Below are 14,117 nucleotides of genomic sequence, written 5' to 3' on the forward strand. Positions count from 1 at the left end.
GCGGCTCGCCTGCAAGTTGGCGCGCAGCGGCAACCCTGCTGCTGCTTCGCATAACCGCCACTTCAGGCCGCCAGGTTCTTCGCTTTTAACCCCTCTCCCCTCTGGCATTCCCCGCCCAGCCAAGTACCATATAGCGCCATGGCCCTGCGTTGGCCGCGGGCTGGGTCACAGCCTGCCAGAAAGGCCTGTCAACTCACTGATTTATCAGGATAATATAGAAATGGCTCAATTTGTTTACACCATGCACCGCGTGGGCAAGGTGGTTCCGCCCAAGCGTCATATTCTGAAAAATATCTCCCTGTCGTTCTTCCCCGGCGCCAAAATCGGCGTACTGGGTCTGAACGGCGCCGGTAAATCCACCCTGCTGCGCATCATGGCCGGCATCGACACCGAGATTGAAGGTGAAGCCCGCGCCCAGCCCGGCATCAAGATTGGCTACCTGCCCCAGGAGCCCCAGCTCAACCCCGAGCACACGGTGCGCCAGGAAGTGGAAGAAGGCGTGGCCGAAGTGGCCGGCGCCCTCAAGGAGCTGGACGCCGTGTACGCCGCCTACGCCGATCCGGACGCCGACTTCGACAAGCTGGCCAAGCGCCAGGGCGAGCTGGAAGCCATCATTCAGGCCCACGACGGCCACAACCTGGACAACCAGCTGGAGCGCGCCGCCGACGCCCTGCGCCTGCCGCCCTGGGATGCCGTCATCGGCAAGCTGTCCGGGGGTGAGCGCCGCCGCGTGGCCATGTGCAAGCTGCTGCTGGAAAAGCCCGACATGCTGCTGCTCGACGAGCCCACCAACCACCTGGACGCCGAGTCCGTGGCCTGGCTGGAGCGCTTCCTGCACGACTACGAAGGCACGGTAGTGGCCATTACCCACGACCGTTACTTCCTCGACAACGTGGCCGGCTGGATCCTGGAGCTGGACCGCGGCGAAGGCATTCCCTGGGAAGGCAACTACTCCTCCTGGCTGGAGCAGAAGGACGCCCGTCTGTCTCAGGAAGCCTCTTCCGAAGCCGCCCGCCAAAAGTCCATTCAGAAAGAACTGGAGTGGGTGCGTCAGAACCCGAAAGGTCGTCAGGCCAAGTCCAAGGCCCGTATGGCCCGCTTTGAAGAGCTGCAGAACCAGGACTTCCAGAAGCGCAACGAGACCAACGAGCTGTTCATTCCGCCCGGCCCGCGCCTGGGTGACAAGGTCATCGAGGTGGAGCACCTGACCAAGTCCTACGGCGATCGCGTGCTGATCGACGACCTGTCATTCAGCATTCCCAAGGGCGCCATCGTCGGCATCATCGGTCCCAACGGTGCCGGTAAATCTACCCTGTTCCGCATGCTCACCGGTGCCGAGCAGCCGGACAGCGGCAGCATCACGCTGGGGGACACCGTTCAGCTGGCCTCGGTGGAGCAGTTCCGCGACGCCATGGACAACAGCAAGAGCGTGTGGGAAGAAGTGTCCGGCGGGCTGGACATGATGCGCATCGGCAACCTGGAGATCCCCAGCCGGGCTTATCTCGGCCGGTTCAACTTCAAGGGCACCGATCAGCAGAAGCGGGTCGGCGAACTCTCTGGTGGTGAGCGCGGCCGTCTGCACATGGCCAAGCTGCTGCAGACCGGCGGCAACGTGCTGCTGCTCGACGAACCGACCAACGATCTGGACGTGGAAACCCTGCGCGCCCTGGAAAACGCCCTGCTGGAATTCCCCGGCTGCGCCATGGTAATCTCCCACGACCGCTGGTTCCTCGACCGTATCGCCACCCACATCCTGGACTACAAGGATGAGGGCAAGGTGGAATTCTTTGAAGGCAACTTCACCGAATACGAAGAGTGGAAGAAGAAGACCTACGGCGCCGAGTCCATTCAGCCCAAGCGCATCAAGTACAAGCGCATCGCCAAGTAAGGCTTGCCGCTTGTGATGCCCAAGGCCCGCTGCAAGCGGGCCTTTTTGTGCTTGCGGTGCAAACTGCTATCCTGTCGCTTCTGACAAAAATAACCAGCGGGATACTCCATGGATCATCACGCCGCCCTTGCCCGGCTGGACCGGCAGGACATCTGGCACGGCTTTCGGCAGTTGCTGCCTCTTTCCCTGTTCGTCGCCGCCTTTGGCCTGGCCTTCGGCCTGGCCGCCACCCAGACCGGCCTCGACCAGGGCCCCGTGCTGCTGATGAGCGCCCTGGTGTTCGCCGGCACCTCTCAGTTCGCCGCCCTCGACGTCTGGGGGCTGCAGGTGCCCCTGGTGCCACTGATGATCACCACTTTTGCCATCAATGCCCGCCACCTGCTGATGGGCGCCACCCTCTACCCCTGGCTGCGCCACCTGCCCCCGGCCCGGCGCTACGGCATCATGCTGTTTGCCTCCGATGCCAACTGGGCCATGGCCATGCAGTATTTCCACCGGGGCGAACGAGCCCTGGGCATACTGTTTGGCGGCGGCCTGGCGATCTGGATATTCTGGATGCTGGGCACCTGGCTGGGAGTCCATTTCGGCAGCGCCATCGAAGATCCTGTGGCCATCGGCCTCGACATGGTGCTGGGCTGCTTTCTGCTGGCCATGGCCTTGGGCGCGCGCAAGGATCTGCGCACCCTGGTCATCTGGCTGGTGGCGGGCGTGAGTTCCATGCTGGCGTACTGGTGGCTGCCGGAAAACAGCCATGTGGTGGTGGGGGCACTGGCCGGCGGCGTGCTGGGCGCCCTGTGGATGGAGAAAGGCGCATGATGCTGGAAACCGCCGGTTACGGCACCTTGATCATCATCGCCGTAATGGCGCTGGTCACCCTGTTCACCCGCCTGGGCGGCGTGCTGGTGATGTCCTTTATTCCCATCAACCGCCGGGTGCAGAACTTTATCAGCGCCATGTCGGGCTCGGTGCTGATCGCCATCCTCACCCCCCAGGCCATCAACGGCGACGGCGGCGCCCGCCTGGCGCTGCTGGCCACCGGCCTGGTGATGCTGGTGCTGAAAAAGCCCCTGCCGGCCATCGCCGCCGGCGTGCTCACCGCCGCCCTGTGGCGGCAACTGCTGTAGGCCAGAAACAACAACGCCCGCACAGCGCGGGCGTTGTTGAGCAACCACCTGGTCTTAGCAGCCGTTCAGGGCCGCCTTGGGCCGCTCTCCCGGAAAAAACCAGCCCCGCAGCCTCACGCCCAGTATGTTGCCGGTAAAGGCCGCCGCCAGCCACACCCAGCCGTGCAAACTGCCCGAGGCGATGCCGCTGAAGTAGGCGCCGATGTTGCAACCGTAGGCCAGGCGGGCGCCGTAGCCCAGCATCAGGCCGCGTTCCGCGCCACGGCGGGTCGAGGCCGGCTCGGCTTCCAGGCTGCCATGGCGGCGCTTTTCCAGCACCAGGGTAAACCAGGCGATCAGCGCGAACACCGCCAGATTGACCAACAGTGCCGGCCACAGGCCCAGGCTCTGCACCACGGACACCGGCGCCAGCGACGGCAGCGCGAACCACCAGTCCACATGGTGGGTGGCAATCAGCGAACCGAGGCAGAAAAACACCAGGGTCACCAGCATGCGCGCATTGCCGCCGCCCACGGTGAACAGGGTGCCGGAAGCACAACCGCCACCAAGCTGCATGCCAATGCCGAAGATGAAGGCGCCCGCCAATACGGAAATCCCCACCGGTGAGACAAAACCGTTTACCGGCTGGCCGAACAGCTCGCCACTGCTCATGGCGGGAAAAAACAGCAATACTGCGAAGGCCAGCAGGAACATCTGGGCGCGCAACCCGCGGCCACGGCGCTCGGCCACAAAAACCCGCCAGGCGGAGGTAAACCCGAAGGCGGCATGGTACAGGGTCAGGCCCAGGGCCGCGCCCACCAGGAACAACAGGGTCTGGCGTGCTCCGGTCAGCTGCAGCAAAGCCAGGGCGGCGGCCAGGATCAGCGCCAGCACGCCCAGGCCCAGGGGCGCACGGCGGCCGGTGAGGTCGGCAACGGCTGTGGTCATGATATGTCTCTACAAGAATTGAATCCGGGGCGGGATTCTAGCCGGGTGCCGACCGACACCCCAAACAACGAAGACAATCAGCTTATGCTTAAACAGCATAAGCTAATCAAGCATCTTGCCTCAGCCTTCCAGCGCCTCGGCCACCAGCTCCGCCATACCGGCCTCCAGAGGCAGCGCCAGGGCCGCCTGCTGGCCGGCCTGCGACATCTTGCCCCAGGTCTTGCGGATGATGCCCACCACCTTGTCCCGCTGGTGGCGGGCGGCAAAGTCGGCCAGGTAGTCGCGCAGGAACACCAGGCAGATCACATCTTCCAGGGTCTGCACCTCGGGGTCGTGCTTGAGCTGCTTTTTCTCCAGCAGGTCCCGTACCCGCTGCTGTTGCCCGGCTGTGTAACCGGCGTTCGCCATCAGCCCGGCGGCCAGCTCGCCGTGGTATTTCGCCAGGTCGCTGCGCCAGCGCCGGTAGCCGTTCCGGTCCATGGGATAGTCCGTACGGGGAATGGCCCAGCGCCGGATGTGCTGGGCACGGGCCGCGATTTGCAGCAGTTCGCTGGCCTGGGGGGCAAAGGCCGCCAGCTGTTCGCTCATGCGCACGCTGTAAAGGTATTCCCGGGGCCACTCGACCTCGCCGAGCCGCTGCCGGTGGGGATCCTCGCGATTGATGTGATCAATGGCCGCGATGACCTGTGCAAAGGGAGATGAATGGGACATGGCCGACTCCGTGGGCAAAAATCCTATTGTTACCCCTAATGGCCCCGCCGGCAAAGCCGACTTCGCCGGCGGCACACAGAAATCGCAAAAGTTTATTGATGCATATCAAATGTACCTATATCATTTCGCAACAAAAGTAGCATTGTAGATATTTCTTTTAAGCCAACCGGAGATGCCCATGCTGGATGCCCGCACCATTGAAATCGTCAAAAGCACAGTTCCGCTGCTGGAGTCGGCCAACACCGCCCTGACCGAACACTTCTACCGGCGCATGTTTCGCGACAACCCCGAACTGAAAGACGTCTTCAACCTGAGCCACCAGGCCTCCGGCCGCCAGCCGGCGGCGCTGTTTTCCGCCGTGCTGGCCTATGCCAAAAACATCGACAACCCGGCGGTGCTGGACGCGGCGGTGGAGCGTATCGCCCACAAGCACACCGGCTTCGCCATCCAGCCGGCCCAGTACGACATCGTCGGCCATCACCTGCTGGAAACCATCAAGGAACTGGCCCCGGACGCCGCCACCCCGGAAGTGATCGACGCCTGGGCCCAGGCCTACGGAGCCCTGGCCGGCATTTTCATCGGCCGGGAAGAGCAACTCTACCAGGCCAGCGAAGCCAAGGCCGGCGGCTGGCGCGGCACCCGCGCCTTTGTGGTGAAGGAGAAAAAACAGGAAAGCGAACAGATCACCAGCTTCCTGCTGGTGCCCGCCGACGGCGGTCCGGTGGCCGATTACCGGCCCGGCCAGTATCTCAACCTGCATCTGGATGCAACCGGGCTGGCCCACAAGGAATACCGCCAGTACTCCCTGTGCCAGGCGCCGAATGGCCGGGACTACCGTATCGCGGTCAAGCGCGAGCCCGGCGGCGTCGCCTCCGGTTTCCTTCACGACCAGGTAGCCGAAGGCGATGTGCTGCAGGTATTACCGCCGGCGGGGGATTTCTTTCTGGAAGTGGCTGCCGACACCCCAGTGGTGCTGATCTCCGGCGGCGTGGGCCAGACCCCGATGCGCGCCATGCTCGACCATCTGCTCGGCCAGGGCCACGCCGCCCCCCTCCACTGGCTGCACGCCTGCGAAAACGGCGCCCAGCACGCCTTTGGTGACGATATCCGGCAACGCCGCCAGGCCCACCCCAACCTGGAGACCCACGTCTGGTACCGCGAACCCGCCGCCCGGGATCGCCCGGCGGAAGATTTTGACGCCATCGGCCTGATGGATCTGAACAAGGTCAAGGACCGCATCCTGTTGCCCGGCGCCCATTACTACTTCTGCGGCCCCCTGCCCTTCATGGCCATGGTCAAGGAACAACTCTCCGCCTGGGGCATCGCCGACGACCGCCTGCACTACGAAGTGTTCGGCCCGCACCAGAGCCTTTAATCGAGCGGGCTCCCGCAACGGGCCCGTTGCTGTTTACAGCCGGGCCCCTGATGGTCTAAATAGAAGGCTCCTTTGCCATTTTCCCGGGCCTGCCGCCCGGGTCGACGGGGTCTTCTATGGATATCAATGCTCTGCAAACCCTGCTGTTCGTGCCCGCCAACCGGCCCGAGCGCTATGCCAAGGCCCTTGCCAGCGGTGCCGACGCCATCATCATCGATTTGGAAGACGCGGTGCCGGCGGCGGAAAAGGACGCCGCCCGCACCACTCTGGCCGGCTGGCTCGACAGCCAGGCTCCCGCTTCCGTGCTGGTGCGCATCAACGGCACCGGCAGCCCCTGGTTCAACCAGGACACCCTGCTCTGCCGCTCGCCGGCCATCGCCGCCATAGTGGTGCCCAAGGCCGAGGATCCGCTCGCCCTGAGCGAACTGGCCAACGCCACCGACCGCCCGCTGCTGCCCTTTATCGAATCCGCCCTGGCCCTGTCCAGGCTCGACGCCATCGCCGCGGCCACCGGCGTGGCCCGGCTGCTGTTCGGCAAGCTGGATTTGGCGGTGGACCTGGCCATGGACTATCCGCCGCCCGAGGGCGAGCCCAACGACGAGTCGGGATTCTTGTTTGCCCGCAGCCAGCTGGTACAAAGCTCCCGGGTCAATGGCCTGGCAGCCCCCCTGGACGCCATCTATACCGCTTTTCAGGATGACCGGGGGCTGACGGACTATGTCCGCGCCGGCCTGCGGCTCGGTTTTGGCGGCCTGCTGCTGATCCATCCGCGCCAGGTAGCCCCGGCCCAGGCCGCCCTGGCCCCCACCCCGGCGCAACAGGCCTGGGCCAGGCGCATCCTGGCGGCGGAAGAAAGGGTGAACGGCGCCGTGGTGGCGGTGGAGCACAATATGGTGGACGCCCCTGTGATGGCGCGGGCGAGGCGGATACTGCAGGAAAGCGACGCCGGATAATATCGGCAGGCCGCCCGCGGGCGGCCCTTTTGTTACATATTGCTTTGCACGTCCCGCGCCGCCTCTTCCACCACCTCGCCGCCGCGCTTGATATCCTGGCCGGCGCCGGCAAAGGTGTTGCACCCGCTCAGGCCAAAACCGGCCAGCATCAGTACCGCCAACAGTGTCCGTTTCATTGTCGTTTTCCTCGTCTTGGGTGAATGACCAGGAAAAGTATAGACTCAATCGTCACAGCTGATGGTTTCGTATGACCCCTCAACCAGGGAGGCCAGTTCTGGGGTCGGCCGGCCCACGTGATAGCCCTGGGCATAGTCGATACCGATGGCCCGCACCAGCGCCAGCACCTCGGCGGTTTCAACGTATTCGGCCACCGTTTTTACCTCCAGCTGGTGGGCCAGCTGGGTGATGCTGCTGACAAAGGCCATGTCCCGGCTGTCGTTGGCCATATTGGCGATAAACTCGCCTTCGATTTTGACAAAATCGATGGGCAGGTGTTTCAGGTAGTGGAAGGAGGAAAAGCCCGAGCCGAAGTCGTCGATGGCCAGCATGAAACCCGCGTCCTTGAGGGCCCGGATAAACTTCTCCAACAGCGCCATGCTCTTTACCGTGTCCCGCTCGGTGATTTCGAACACCACCCGTTCCGGCACCATGCGGTATTGCGCCACCAGGCCGTTGACCCGGGCCAGGAAATCGTTGACCAGCACCGCCCGGGGCGACAGGTTGATAAACAGCAGGCCGCCATAGCCGGTGTCGCGCACCTGGGCGAAGGCCTTTTCCATCACTATGTAGTCGAGCAGGTGCACCTTGCCCATGGACTCGGCAATTTCGATGAACTCACCCGCGTTCATCAGGCTGTCGTCCGCCAGCCGGATCCGGCTGAGCACCTCTACCGCCATGGGTTCGCCGCCCCGCCCGGGCAGAATGGGCTGGAACACCGGCAGCAGGGTGCGCTGCTCTATGGCCTGGTTTACCAGCTGGGTTTTTTCGCTCATATCCCGGAAAATATCCGCCACATCCTGCTCTTTGGGCAGGCTGACCCGGTTCTTGCCCTGGGCCTTGGCGCGGTACATCAGGTTGTCCACGAACATGAACAGTTCCTTGGCGTTGTCCGCATGATCGGGATAGATCCCCACGCCAATGGAGCAGGTGGTTTTGAGCATGCTGCCGTCGTGCTCCATTTCAAAGGCGTCCAGCGCCCTGAGCACCCGCTCGCTCACCTCGCCGGCCCGCTCCAGGCCGGCTTCCGGCAGCACAATCACGAATTCGTCGCCGCCGTAGCGGGCCAGCACGTCGCCGTTGCCGAGCTGCTGCTTAAGCAGCAGCGACAGCTCGGTCAGCAGCCGGTCGCCACAGGCATGGCCATAGCCGTCGTTGACCGACTTGAAGTTGTCCAGATCCAGCAGCAGCATGGCCACCGGGTAGTCGTGCCGGCGGCTGCGATCCAGTTCATAGTCGAGCAGTTCCCAGAACATGCGCTGGTTGTAAAGGTTGGTCAGCGGATCCCGGGTGGCGTAGTACTCCAGATCCCGGGTGTACTTGTAGATGGCCTTGACCGAGCCCACCACGTTGAGCAGGGTGGACAGGATGCTCTCCAGCACCAGCACCTTGGTCTTGTCCTTGACGATATCCGCCTGCACCCCGATGCCGACGATGCCACCGATTTTGGGCGTTTCCACCAGCAGCGACTTGGTCTGCAGCTCGATGTCCTTGTGGTCCAGTTCGATGATCACCTCGCCCCCGCCCTGCACCAGGTTGTGGTGCAGCTTGAACTCGCTGTGGCTGAAAAAGGAATCCTGGGATCGGAGCCGGGCCAGCACCGCCTTTTCCATCATGGCCCGGGTGCGCGGGCTGGGCGGATGCAGCCAGAAGATTTCCAGGTCGAACAGCTCGTCGTCCACCTTGAAAATGGAGAACATGGTATAGATGTCCAGTACCCGGTTGATGTCGAGCATCAGCACATTGACGTATTCCCGCCAGTCGCGCACCACTTCCGAGGTGATCACGAATTTTTCCAGCAGGCGGATCTCGAATTCCAGCAGATCCTTGTCCACCGCTATGTTGCGCAGTTTGTCGGCCAGTTGCTCCACCTGGCCGAAGATGGAGTTCATCTCACAAAAGCGGAACTGGCGGCGATCCTCGCCCATGCGCGACAGGTCGGACAGGCTCTGTACCTGCTCTATGCTGCGGGACAGGTGCAGCACAGAGTCGTTGATATGCAGGCTGACCCGGCGCACCGCCCAGAAAGCGAACAGCAGCGGCAGCGGCGACAGCAACAGCAGATAGTACAGCAGGTTGCGGTTGGCCAGCTGCAGCTGGGACGACAGGTCCTGCTCCACCTCTATCACCCCCAGGGTATCGCCGATGCGGGCGTTGGTGTGGCAGGCCAGGCAGTTTTCGCTGGCGTTGAGCGGATAAAGGTAGCGCAGGTGCTCGCCCCGGTCGAAGGCGGCGATGGTGCCGCTGTCGAGCACCCGGCGCAGGACCTGGTCCGGTTCGGCCTGGGCGATATTGCCGAAGCGCTCGTTGACCAGTTGCCCGCGATACAGGCCTATCCGGAAGCTGTCGCCCTGGCGGCCGTTTTCCAGTTGGTGCAAAAAGGATTCAAGCTGAGCCCGGGTCCAGCCCTGGCTCATGATCAGGTACATGGAGTTGAAGGTATTCTGGGCTACCGAAGCCGCCACCTGCCGGGCGTTTTCCCGGATGCTGCTCTGGTAGGCCTGGTTGGCCACCAGCAACAGCAACAGGAAACCGATAATCGAAAACAGCAGGGTTCTGTTGAGCAGATAACGCCTGATCGTGGTCGGACGTCCGGCCATAATGGGGTACTCTCCTTGTCACCAAAGCGCCGACTATACCCAAGGGGGTCAGGCCGCGCATCGCCAAATCCATGGTTTCTTGATTCCCGTCAATCGTTGTGGAACCTTTTAACATATTCGGCGAGCCCGGGCGATCACCTTACCCCGGCAAGGGGGATTGTCATCTTTCTGTCATGGGGCGGGACTATTCTTTCCGGTTGCATTTTTTCATCCAAGAGGTAATTCATGCTGCAGACCTTCTGGCAATTCTTCACGCTCGGCTGGGTCAGCTTCGGCGGCCCGGCCGCCCATATCGGCTATTTTCAGCGCCACTTCGTGCAAAAACTCGGCTGGATCCCGCAGGATCGCTTCGCCTCCACCCTGGCCCTGTGCCAGTTCCTGCCCGGGCCGGCCTCCAGCCAGCTGGGCTTCGCCATCGGCTACCAGCGCGCCGGCCTGGGCGGCGCCGTCGCCGCCTTTATCGGCTTCACCCTGCCCTCCTTCCTGCTGATGCTGGGGCTGGCCCTGGCCGGCCAGGCCTGGGCCAGCCAGCCCGCCGCCCTGGCGGCGATCGCCGGCCTCAAGCTGTTCGCCCTGGTGGTGGTGGCCGACGCCGTGCTGACCATGGCCGGCCAGTTCTGCCGCCAGCGGCTGACCCTGGCCCTGGCGGTGGGCACCGCCGCCCTGCTGTGGCTGCTGCCCGGGTTGCTTGCCCAGTTCACCGCCCTGCTGGCGGCGGCCCTGGCGGGGGCTCTTTGGCTCCAAAAAACCGGTGGGGACAGCCACCGCAAAATAGGCCCCAACTGGCCCTTTCTGTTGCTGTTCACCGGCCTCTTCCTGCTGCCCTGGCTGCTGCACCTGGACGGCACCGCCCGGATCTTCGCCGACTTCTACCAGGCCGGCAGCCTGGTGTTCGGCGGCGGCCATGTGGTGCTGCCGCTGCTGCAGGGGCTGCTGGGCGAGCGGATAAGCAGTGAGGCCTTCCTCACCGGCTACGCCGCCGCCCAGGCCATGCCCGGCCCCATGTTCACCCTGGCCACCTTTCTGGGTGCCGAGCTGTGGCCGGCGTCACCGGTGCTGGGCGCCCTGGTGGCCACCTTCGGGGTGTTCCTGCCCGGCTTCCTGCTGCTGCTGGCACTGCAACACAGCTGGCAGGCATTGGCGGCCCGGCCGCTGATGGCCGGCGCCGTTGCGGGCATCAACGCCGCCGTGGTGGGCTTGCTGCTGGCGGCGCTGTACCAGCCGGTGTTCGTCAGCAGCGTCACCGGCGCCCCGGCCCTGGCCGCCGCCGCCCTGGGGCTGCTGGCCCTGCGGGTGTTCAAGTGCCCGCTGCTGGTGCTGATCCCGGCCTTTATGCTGCTGGGATTCTGGCTGTAGCCGTCCGGGCTTACAGCTTCACCCTTTTCAGGCGCAGGGCGTTGCCCACCACGAAGACGCTGGACAGGGCCATGGCGCCCGCCGCCACCATGGGCGACAACAGCAGGCCCAGCGCCGGGTAGAGGGCACCCGCCGCCAGCGGGATCAGGCTGGCGTTGTAGGCGAAGGCCCAGAACAGGTTCTGGCGGATATTGCGCAGGGTGGCCCGGCTGATGGCCAGGGCATGGGGCACGGCGCGCAGATCCCCGCCCATCAGCACCACCTCCGCCGCCTCGATGGCAATGTCGGTGCCGGTACCGATGGCGATGCCCACTTCCGCCTCGGCCAGGGCCGGGGCGTCGTTGATGCCGTCTCCCACAAAGGCCACGGCCCCAAAGCGCGCGCGCAATGCCTGCAACGCCGCCACCTTGCCGTCCGGCATCACCTCGGCCACCACCTCGTCGATGCCGAGCTCGGCAGCGATGGCTTCGGCGGTGCGCCTGTTGTCGCCGGTGATCATGGCGACCTTCAATCCCAGCCGGTGCAGGGCGGCGATGGCCTCGGGCGTGCCCTCCTTGATCGGATCCGCCACCGCCATCACCGCCGCCAGGCGACCGTCGACCACCGCGTAGAGCGGGCTCTTGCCGGCCGAGGCCAGGGCGGCGGCGGCCTCGCTCACCTCGTCCAGGCTCAGCCCCAGCTGTGTCAGGTAGCGATCGGCCCCCACCTGCAGCCGCCGGCCGGCCACCATGGCGGACACCCCCAGCCCCGGCAGCGCCTCGAACCCTTGCGGCTCGGCCAGGGCCAGGCCCCGCTCTTCGGCCGCCCGGACGATGGCCTCGGCGATGGGATGCTCGGACTGCCGTTCCACCGCCGCCACCAGGGCCAGCACCTCGGCCTCGTCGAAGCCCGGTTGCACCAGCAGATCGGTCAGCTCCGGCCGGCCCCGGGTCAGGGTACCGGTCTTGTCCAGGGCGATGACGCTGGCCTCGCGCAGGCTTTGCAGCGCCTGGCCCTTGCGGAACAGTATGCCCATGTCGGCGGCCCGGCCGGTGCCGACCATGATGGAGGTGGGCGTGGCCAGGCCCATGGCGCAGGGGCAGGCGATGATCAGCACCGCCACGCCGTTGACCAGGGCGAAGGTGAGCGCGGGATCGGGCCCCAGCCACAGCCAGGCCAGGAAGGTCAGCGCCGCCACCGTCATCACCACCGGCACGAACACGGCGGTGACCCTGTCCACCAGCGCCTGGATCGGCAGCTTGGCGCCCTGGGCCTGCTCCACCATGCGGATGATCTGGGCCAGCAGGGTATCGGCGCCCACCTTGGTGGCCTCGAAGCCGAGCGCGCCGTTCTTGTTGACGGTGCCGCCCACCACCTCGTCCCCCGCCTGCTTGGCCACCGGCACCGGCTCGCCGGTGAGCATGGACTCGTCCACGTAGGAGCTGCCCTCGAGCACCCGCCCGTCCACCGGGATCCGCTCCCCCGGACGCACCTGCACCCTGTCCCCCACCCGCACCTCGGCCAGGGGGACTTCCCGCCATTCCTCCCCGCGCCGCACCCGGGCGGTCTTGACCTGCAGGCTCAGCAGCCGGGCGATTGCCTCGCCGGTGCGCCCCTTGGCCCTGGCCTCCAGGTAGCGGCCGAGCAGGATCAGCGTCACGATCACCGCCGCCGCCTCGTAGTAGACATGGCGGCTGCCTTCCGGCAGCCAGTGGCCGGCGAAGGTGGCCACCACCGAAAACCCCCAGGCGGACAGGGTGCCCAGGGCCACCAGGGAGTTCATATCGGGCGCGCCGCGCACCAGGGCAGGTAGCCCCTTCTGCAGAAAACGCAGGCCGGGGCCGAACAGCACCAGGCTGGTGAGCACGAACTGGATTCCCCAGTTGAGCGGCCGGCCCAGGGTCTGCTCAAGCCAGTGGTGCATGCCGGGCACGAAATGGGCGCCCATCTCCAGCACGAACACCGGCAGGGTCAGCACCGCCGCCAGCCAGAAGGCCCGCTTGAGGACAAGTTGTTCCCGCTCCCGCCGCTGGCTGTCGTCTTCCCGCTCGGCGGACAGGGGAACGGCGTCGTAACCGGCCCGGCGGATGGCCTCGACCAGGCTGGCCGCGTCCTGGTTGCCGGCCAGTACCTCCACCCGGGCCTGCTCGGCGGCCAGGTTGACGCTGGCCGACAAGACCCCGGGCAGGCCGGCGAGCGCCTTCTCTACCCGCCCCACGCAGGAGGCACAGCTCATGCCGACGATGGCAAGCTCCAGTTGCTCGGTACGGCTGTGGTAGCCGGCCTTTTCCAGGGCGGCGACCAGGGTCGCGGGGGCGATCTCCCGGTCCAGGATGAGTTCGGCGCTTTCCGCAGCCAGGTTGACCGAGGCCGACTGCACCCCGGGTGTGGCAAGCAGCGCCTTTTCCACCCGTCGCACGCAGGAAGCGCAGCTCATGCCGACGATGGGCAGCCGGACGGCGGACGACCGGGATGAAGAAGAAGAGGATGGGCTCATGGTTTGCTTCCGTCAGGTTGACCTGGGTTGACTATCGGCCTTGCCACAGGGGCAAGGTCAAGGGCCGCCGATAAAAAACCCGGCCGGAGCCGGGTCGGGGTTCAGGCGGGCGGATAGCCGGCCTCGGTGAGCGCCTCGGCCAGTTGCTCCCGGCTGAGATGGCTGGCGACCTGCAACTGGTGGGCCGGCAGGTCGAAGTTCAGCTCGCATTCGGCGTCCAGCGTTTGCAGCGCCTCGGAAATGGCGCCGACGCAGTGGCCGCAGCTCATATCGGGCAGGGTAAAGCTGTGCATCGCAAATTCCTCATGGTTGATGGTTCACTCCTGATCCTGCACCCTGCCGCCGGGGCAAGGTCAAGGCCCGGAAATATCGAGTAGGGTGAGGCGTTACCGCCTCATCCCTCTCACAGAACCGTACATACGGGCCACGTATACGGCTCATGCCATTAACTTACCCCGAACTCGGGGACAGTGATGCCGGTTTTGACCTTC

The 14,117-nt window shown here is 65.0% G+C and carries 12 protein-coding genes; 6 read left to right on the plus strand and 6 right to left on the minus strand.

What is annotated here, in order from left to right; genetic code table 11:
- The first annotated feature begins 220 nt into the window (after positions 1–220).
- The 3 genes from ettA (at position 221) to C7I36_RS15855 (ending at position 3,012) form a co-directional block, all read left to right on the plus strand.
- Complete coding sequence (gene ettA / locus C7I36_RS15845) at positions 221–1,888, plus strand: energy-dependent translational throttle protein EttA (protein ID WP_106454655.1); 1,668 nt, start codon at positions 221–223, stop codon at positions 1,886–1,888.
- Between the two features lie 108 nt (positions 1,889–1,996).
- Entirely contained in the window at positions 1,997–2,704 is a 708-nt protein-coding gene (locus tag C7I36_RS15850; RefSeq protein ID WP_106454656.1) for an AzlC family ABC transporter permease, read from the plus strand.
- Entirely contained in the window at positions 2,701–3,012 is a 312-nt protein-coding gene (locus tag C7I36_RS15855) for an AzlD family protein (protein ID WP_106454657.1), read from the plus strand. Before C7I36_RS15850 ends, C7I36_RS15855 begins: the two co-directional genes overlap by 4 nt.
- Positions 3,013–3,066: 54 nt before the next feature.
- Here C7I36_RS15855 and C7I36_RS15860 read toward each other — a convergent pair whose 3' ends face one another.
- Positions 3,067–3,939 carry a YeeE/YedE family protein gene (locus tag C7I36_RS15860; protein ID WP_106454658.1) on the minus strand — a complete coding sequence of 291 codons (873 nt, stop codon included), beginning with the start codon at positions 3,937–3,939 and terminating at the stop codon, positions 3,067–3,069.
- Between the two features lie 120 nt (positions 3,940–4,059).
- The gene (locus C7I36_RS15865; RefSeq protein WP_106454659.1) at positions 4,060–4,650 is read right to left on the minus strand and encodes a DUF4202 domain-containing protein; all 591 of its coding nucleotides are present in this window, start codon (positions 4,648–4,650) and stop codon (positions 4,060–4,062) included.
- A 178-nt stretch (positions 4,651–4,828) separates the two neighbouring features.
- Between C7I36_RS15865 and hmpA the strand changes: the two genes are divergently transcribed.
- Complete coding sequence (hmpA, locus tag C7I36_RS15870) at positions 4,829–6,025, plus strand: NO-inducible flavohemoprotein (RefSeq protein WP_106454660.1); 1,197 nt, start codon at positions 4,829–4,831, stop codon at positions 6,023–6,025.
- A gap of 116 nt (positions 6,026–6,141) precedes the next feature.
- On the plus strand, positions 6,142–6,978 hold the full coding sequence (locus C7I36_RS15875) for an HpcH/HpaI aldolase/citrate lyase family protein (RefSeq protein WP_106454661.1): 837 nt from the start codon (positions 6,142–6,144) through the stop codon (positions 6,976–6,978).
- A 32-nt stretch (positions 6,979–7,010) separates the two neighbouring features.
- Here the strand turns inward: C7I36_RS15875 and C7I36_RS15880 are convergent, their stop codons facing one another.
- A complete protein-coding gene (locus tag C7I36_RS15880) occupies positions 7,011–7,154 on the minus strand; it encodes an entericidin A/B family lipoprotein (protein WP_106454662.1) in 144 nt (47 codons plus the stop codon).
- Between the two features lie 45 nt (positions 7,155–7,199).
- The gene (locus C7I36_RS15885) at positions 7,200–9,794 is read right to left on the minus strand and encodes a putative bifunctional diguanylate cyclase/phosphodiesterase (protein ID WP_106454663.1); all 2,595 of its coding nucleotides are present in this window, start codon (positions 9,792–9,794) and stop codon (positions 7,200–7,202) included.
- A gap of 225 nt (positions 9,795–10,019) precedes the next feature.
- Here C7I36_RS15885 and chrA point away from each other — a divergent pair, with 225 nt between their 5' ends.
- Positions 10,020–11,150: a chromate efflux transporter gene (gene chrA, locus C7I36_RS15890; protein ID WP_106454664.1), complete on the plus strand. Its 1,131-nt coding sequence runs from the start codon at positions 10,020–10,022 to the stop codon at positions 11,148–11,150.
- Between the two features lie 10 nt (positions 11,151–11,160).
- Here the strand turns inward: chrA and C7I36_RS15895 are convergent, their stop codons facing one another.
- Together C7I36_RS15895 and C7I36_RS15900 are read right to left on the minus strand one after the other, a co-directional pair.
- The gene (locus C7I36_RS15895; RefSeq protein ID WP_106454665.1) at positions 11,161–13,626 is read right to left on the minus strand and encodes a heavy metal translocating P-type ATPase; all 2,466 of its coding nucleotides are present in this window, start codon (positions 13,624–13,626) and stop codon (positions 11,161–11,163) included.
- Between the two features lie 101 nt (positions 13,627–13,727).
- Positions 13,728–13,919, minus strand: coding sequence for a heavy-metal-associated domain-containing protein (locus C7I36_RS15900; protein WP_106454666.1), 192 nt, complete (start codon positions 13,917–13,919; stop codon positions 13,728–13,730).
- Positions 13,920–14,117 lie beyond the last annotated feature (198 nt).

It is taken from the genome of Zobellella taiwanensis (genome assembly GCF_003012795.1).
In the GTDB taxonomy this organism is placed as follows: domain Bacteria; phylum Pseudomonadota; class Gammaproteobacteria; order Enterobacterales; family Aeromonadaceae; genus Oceanimonas; species Oceanimonas taiwanensis.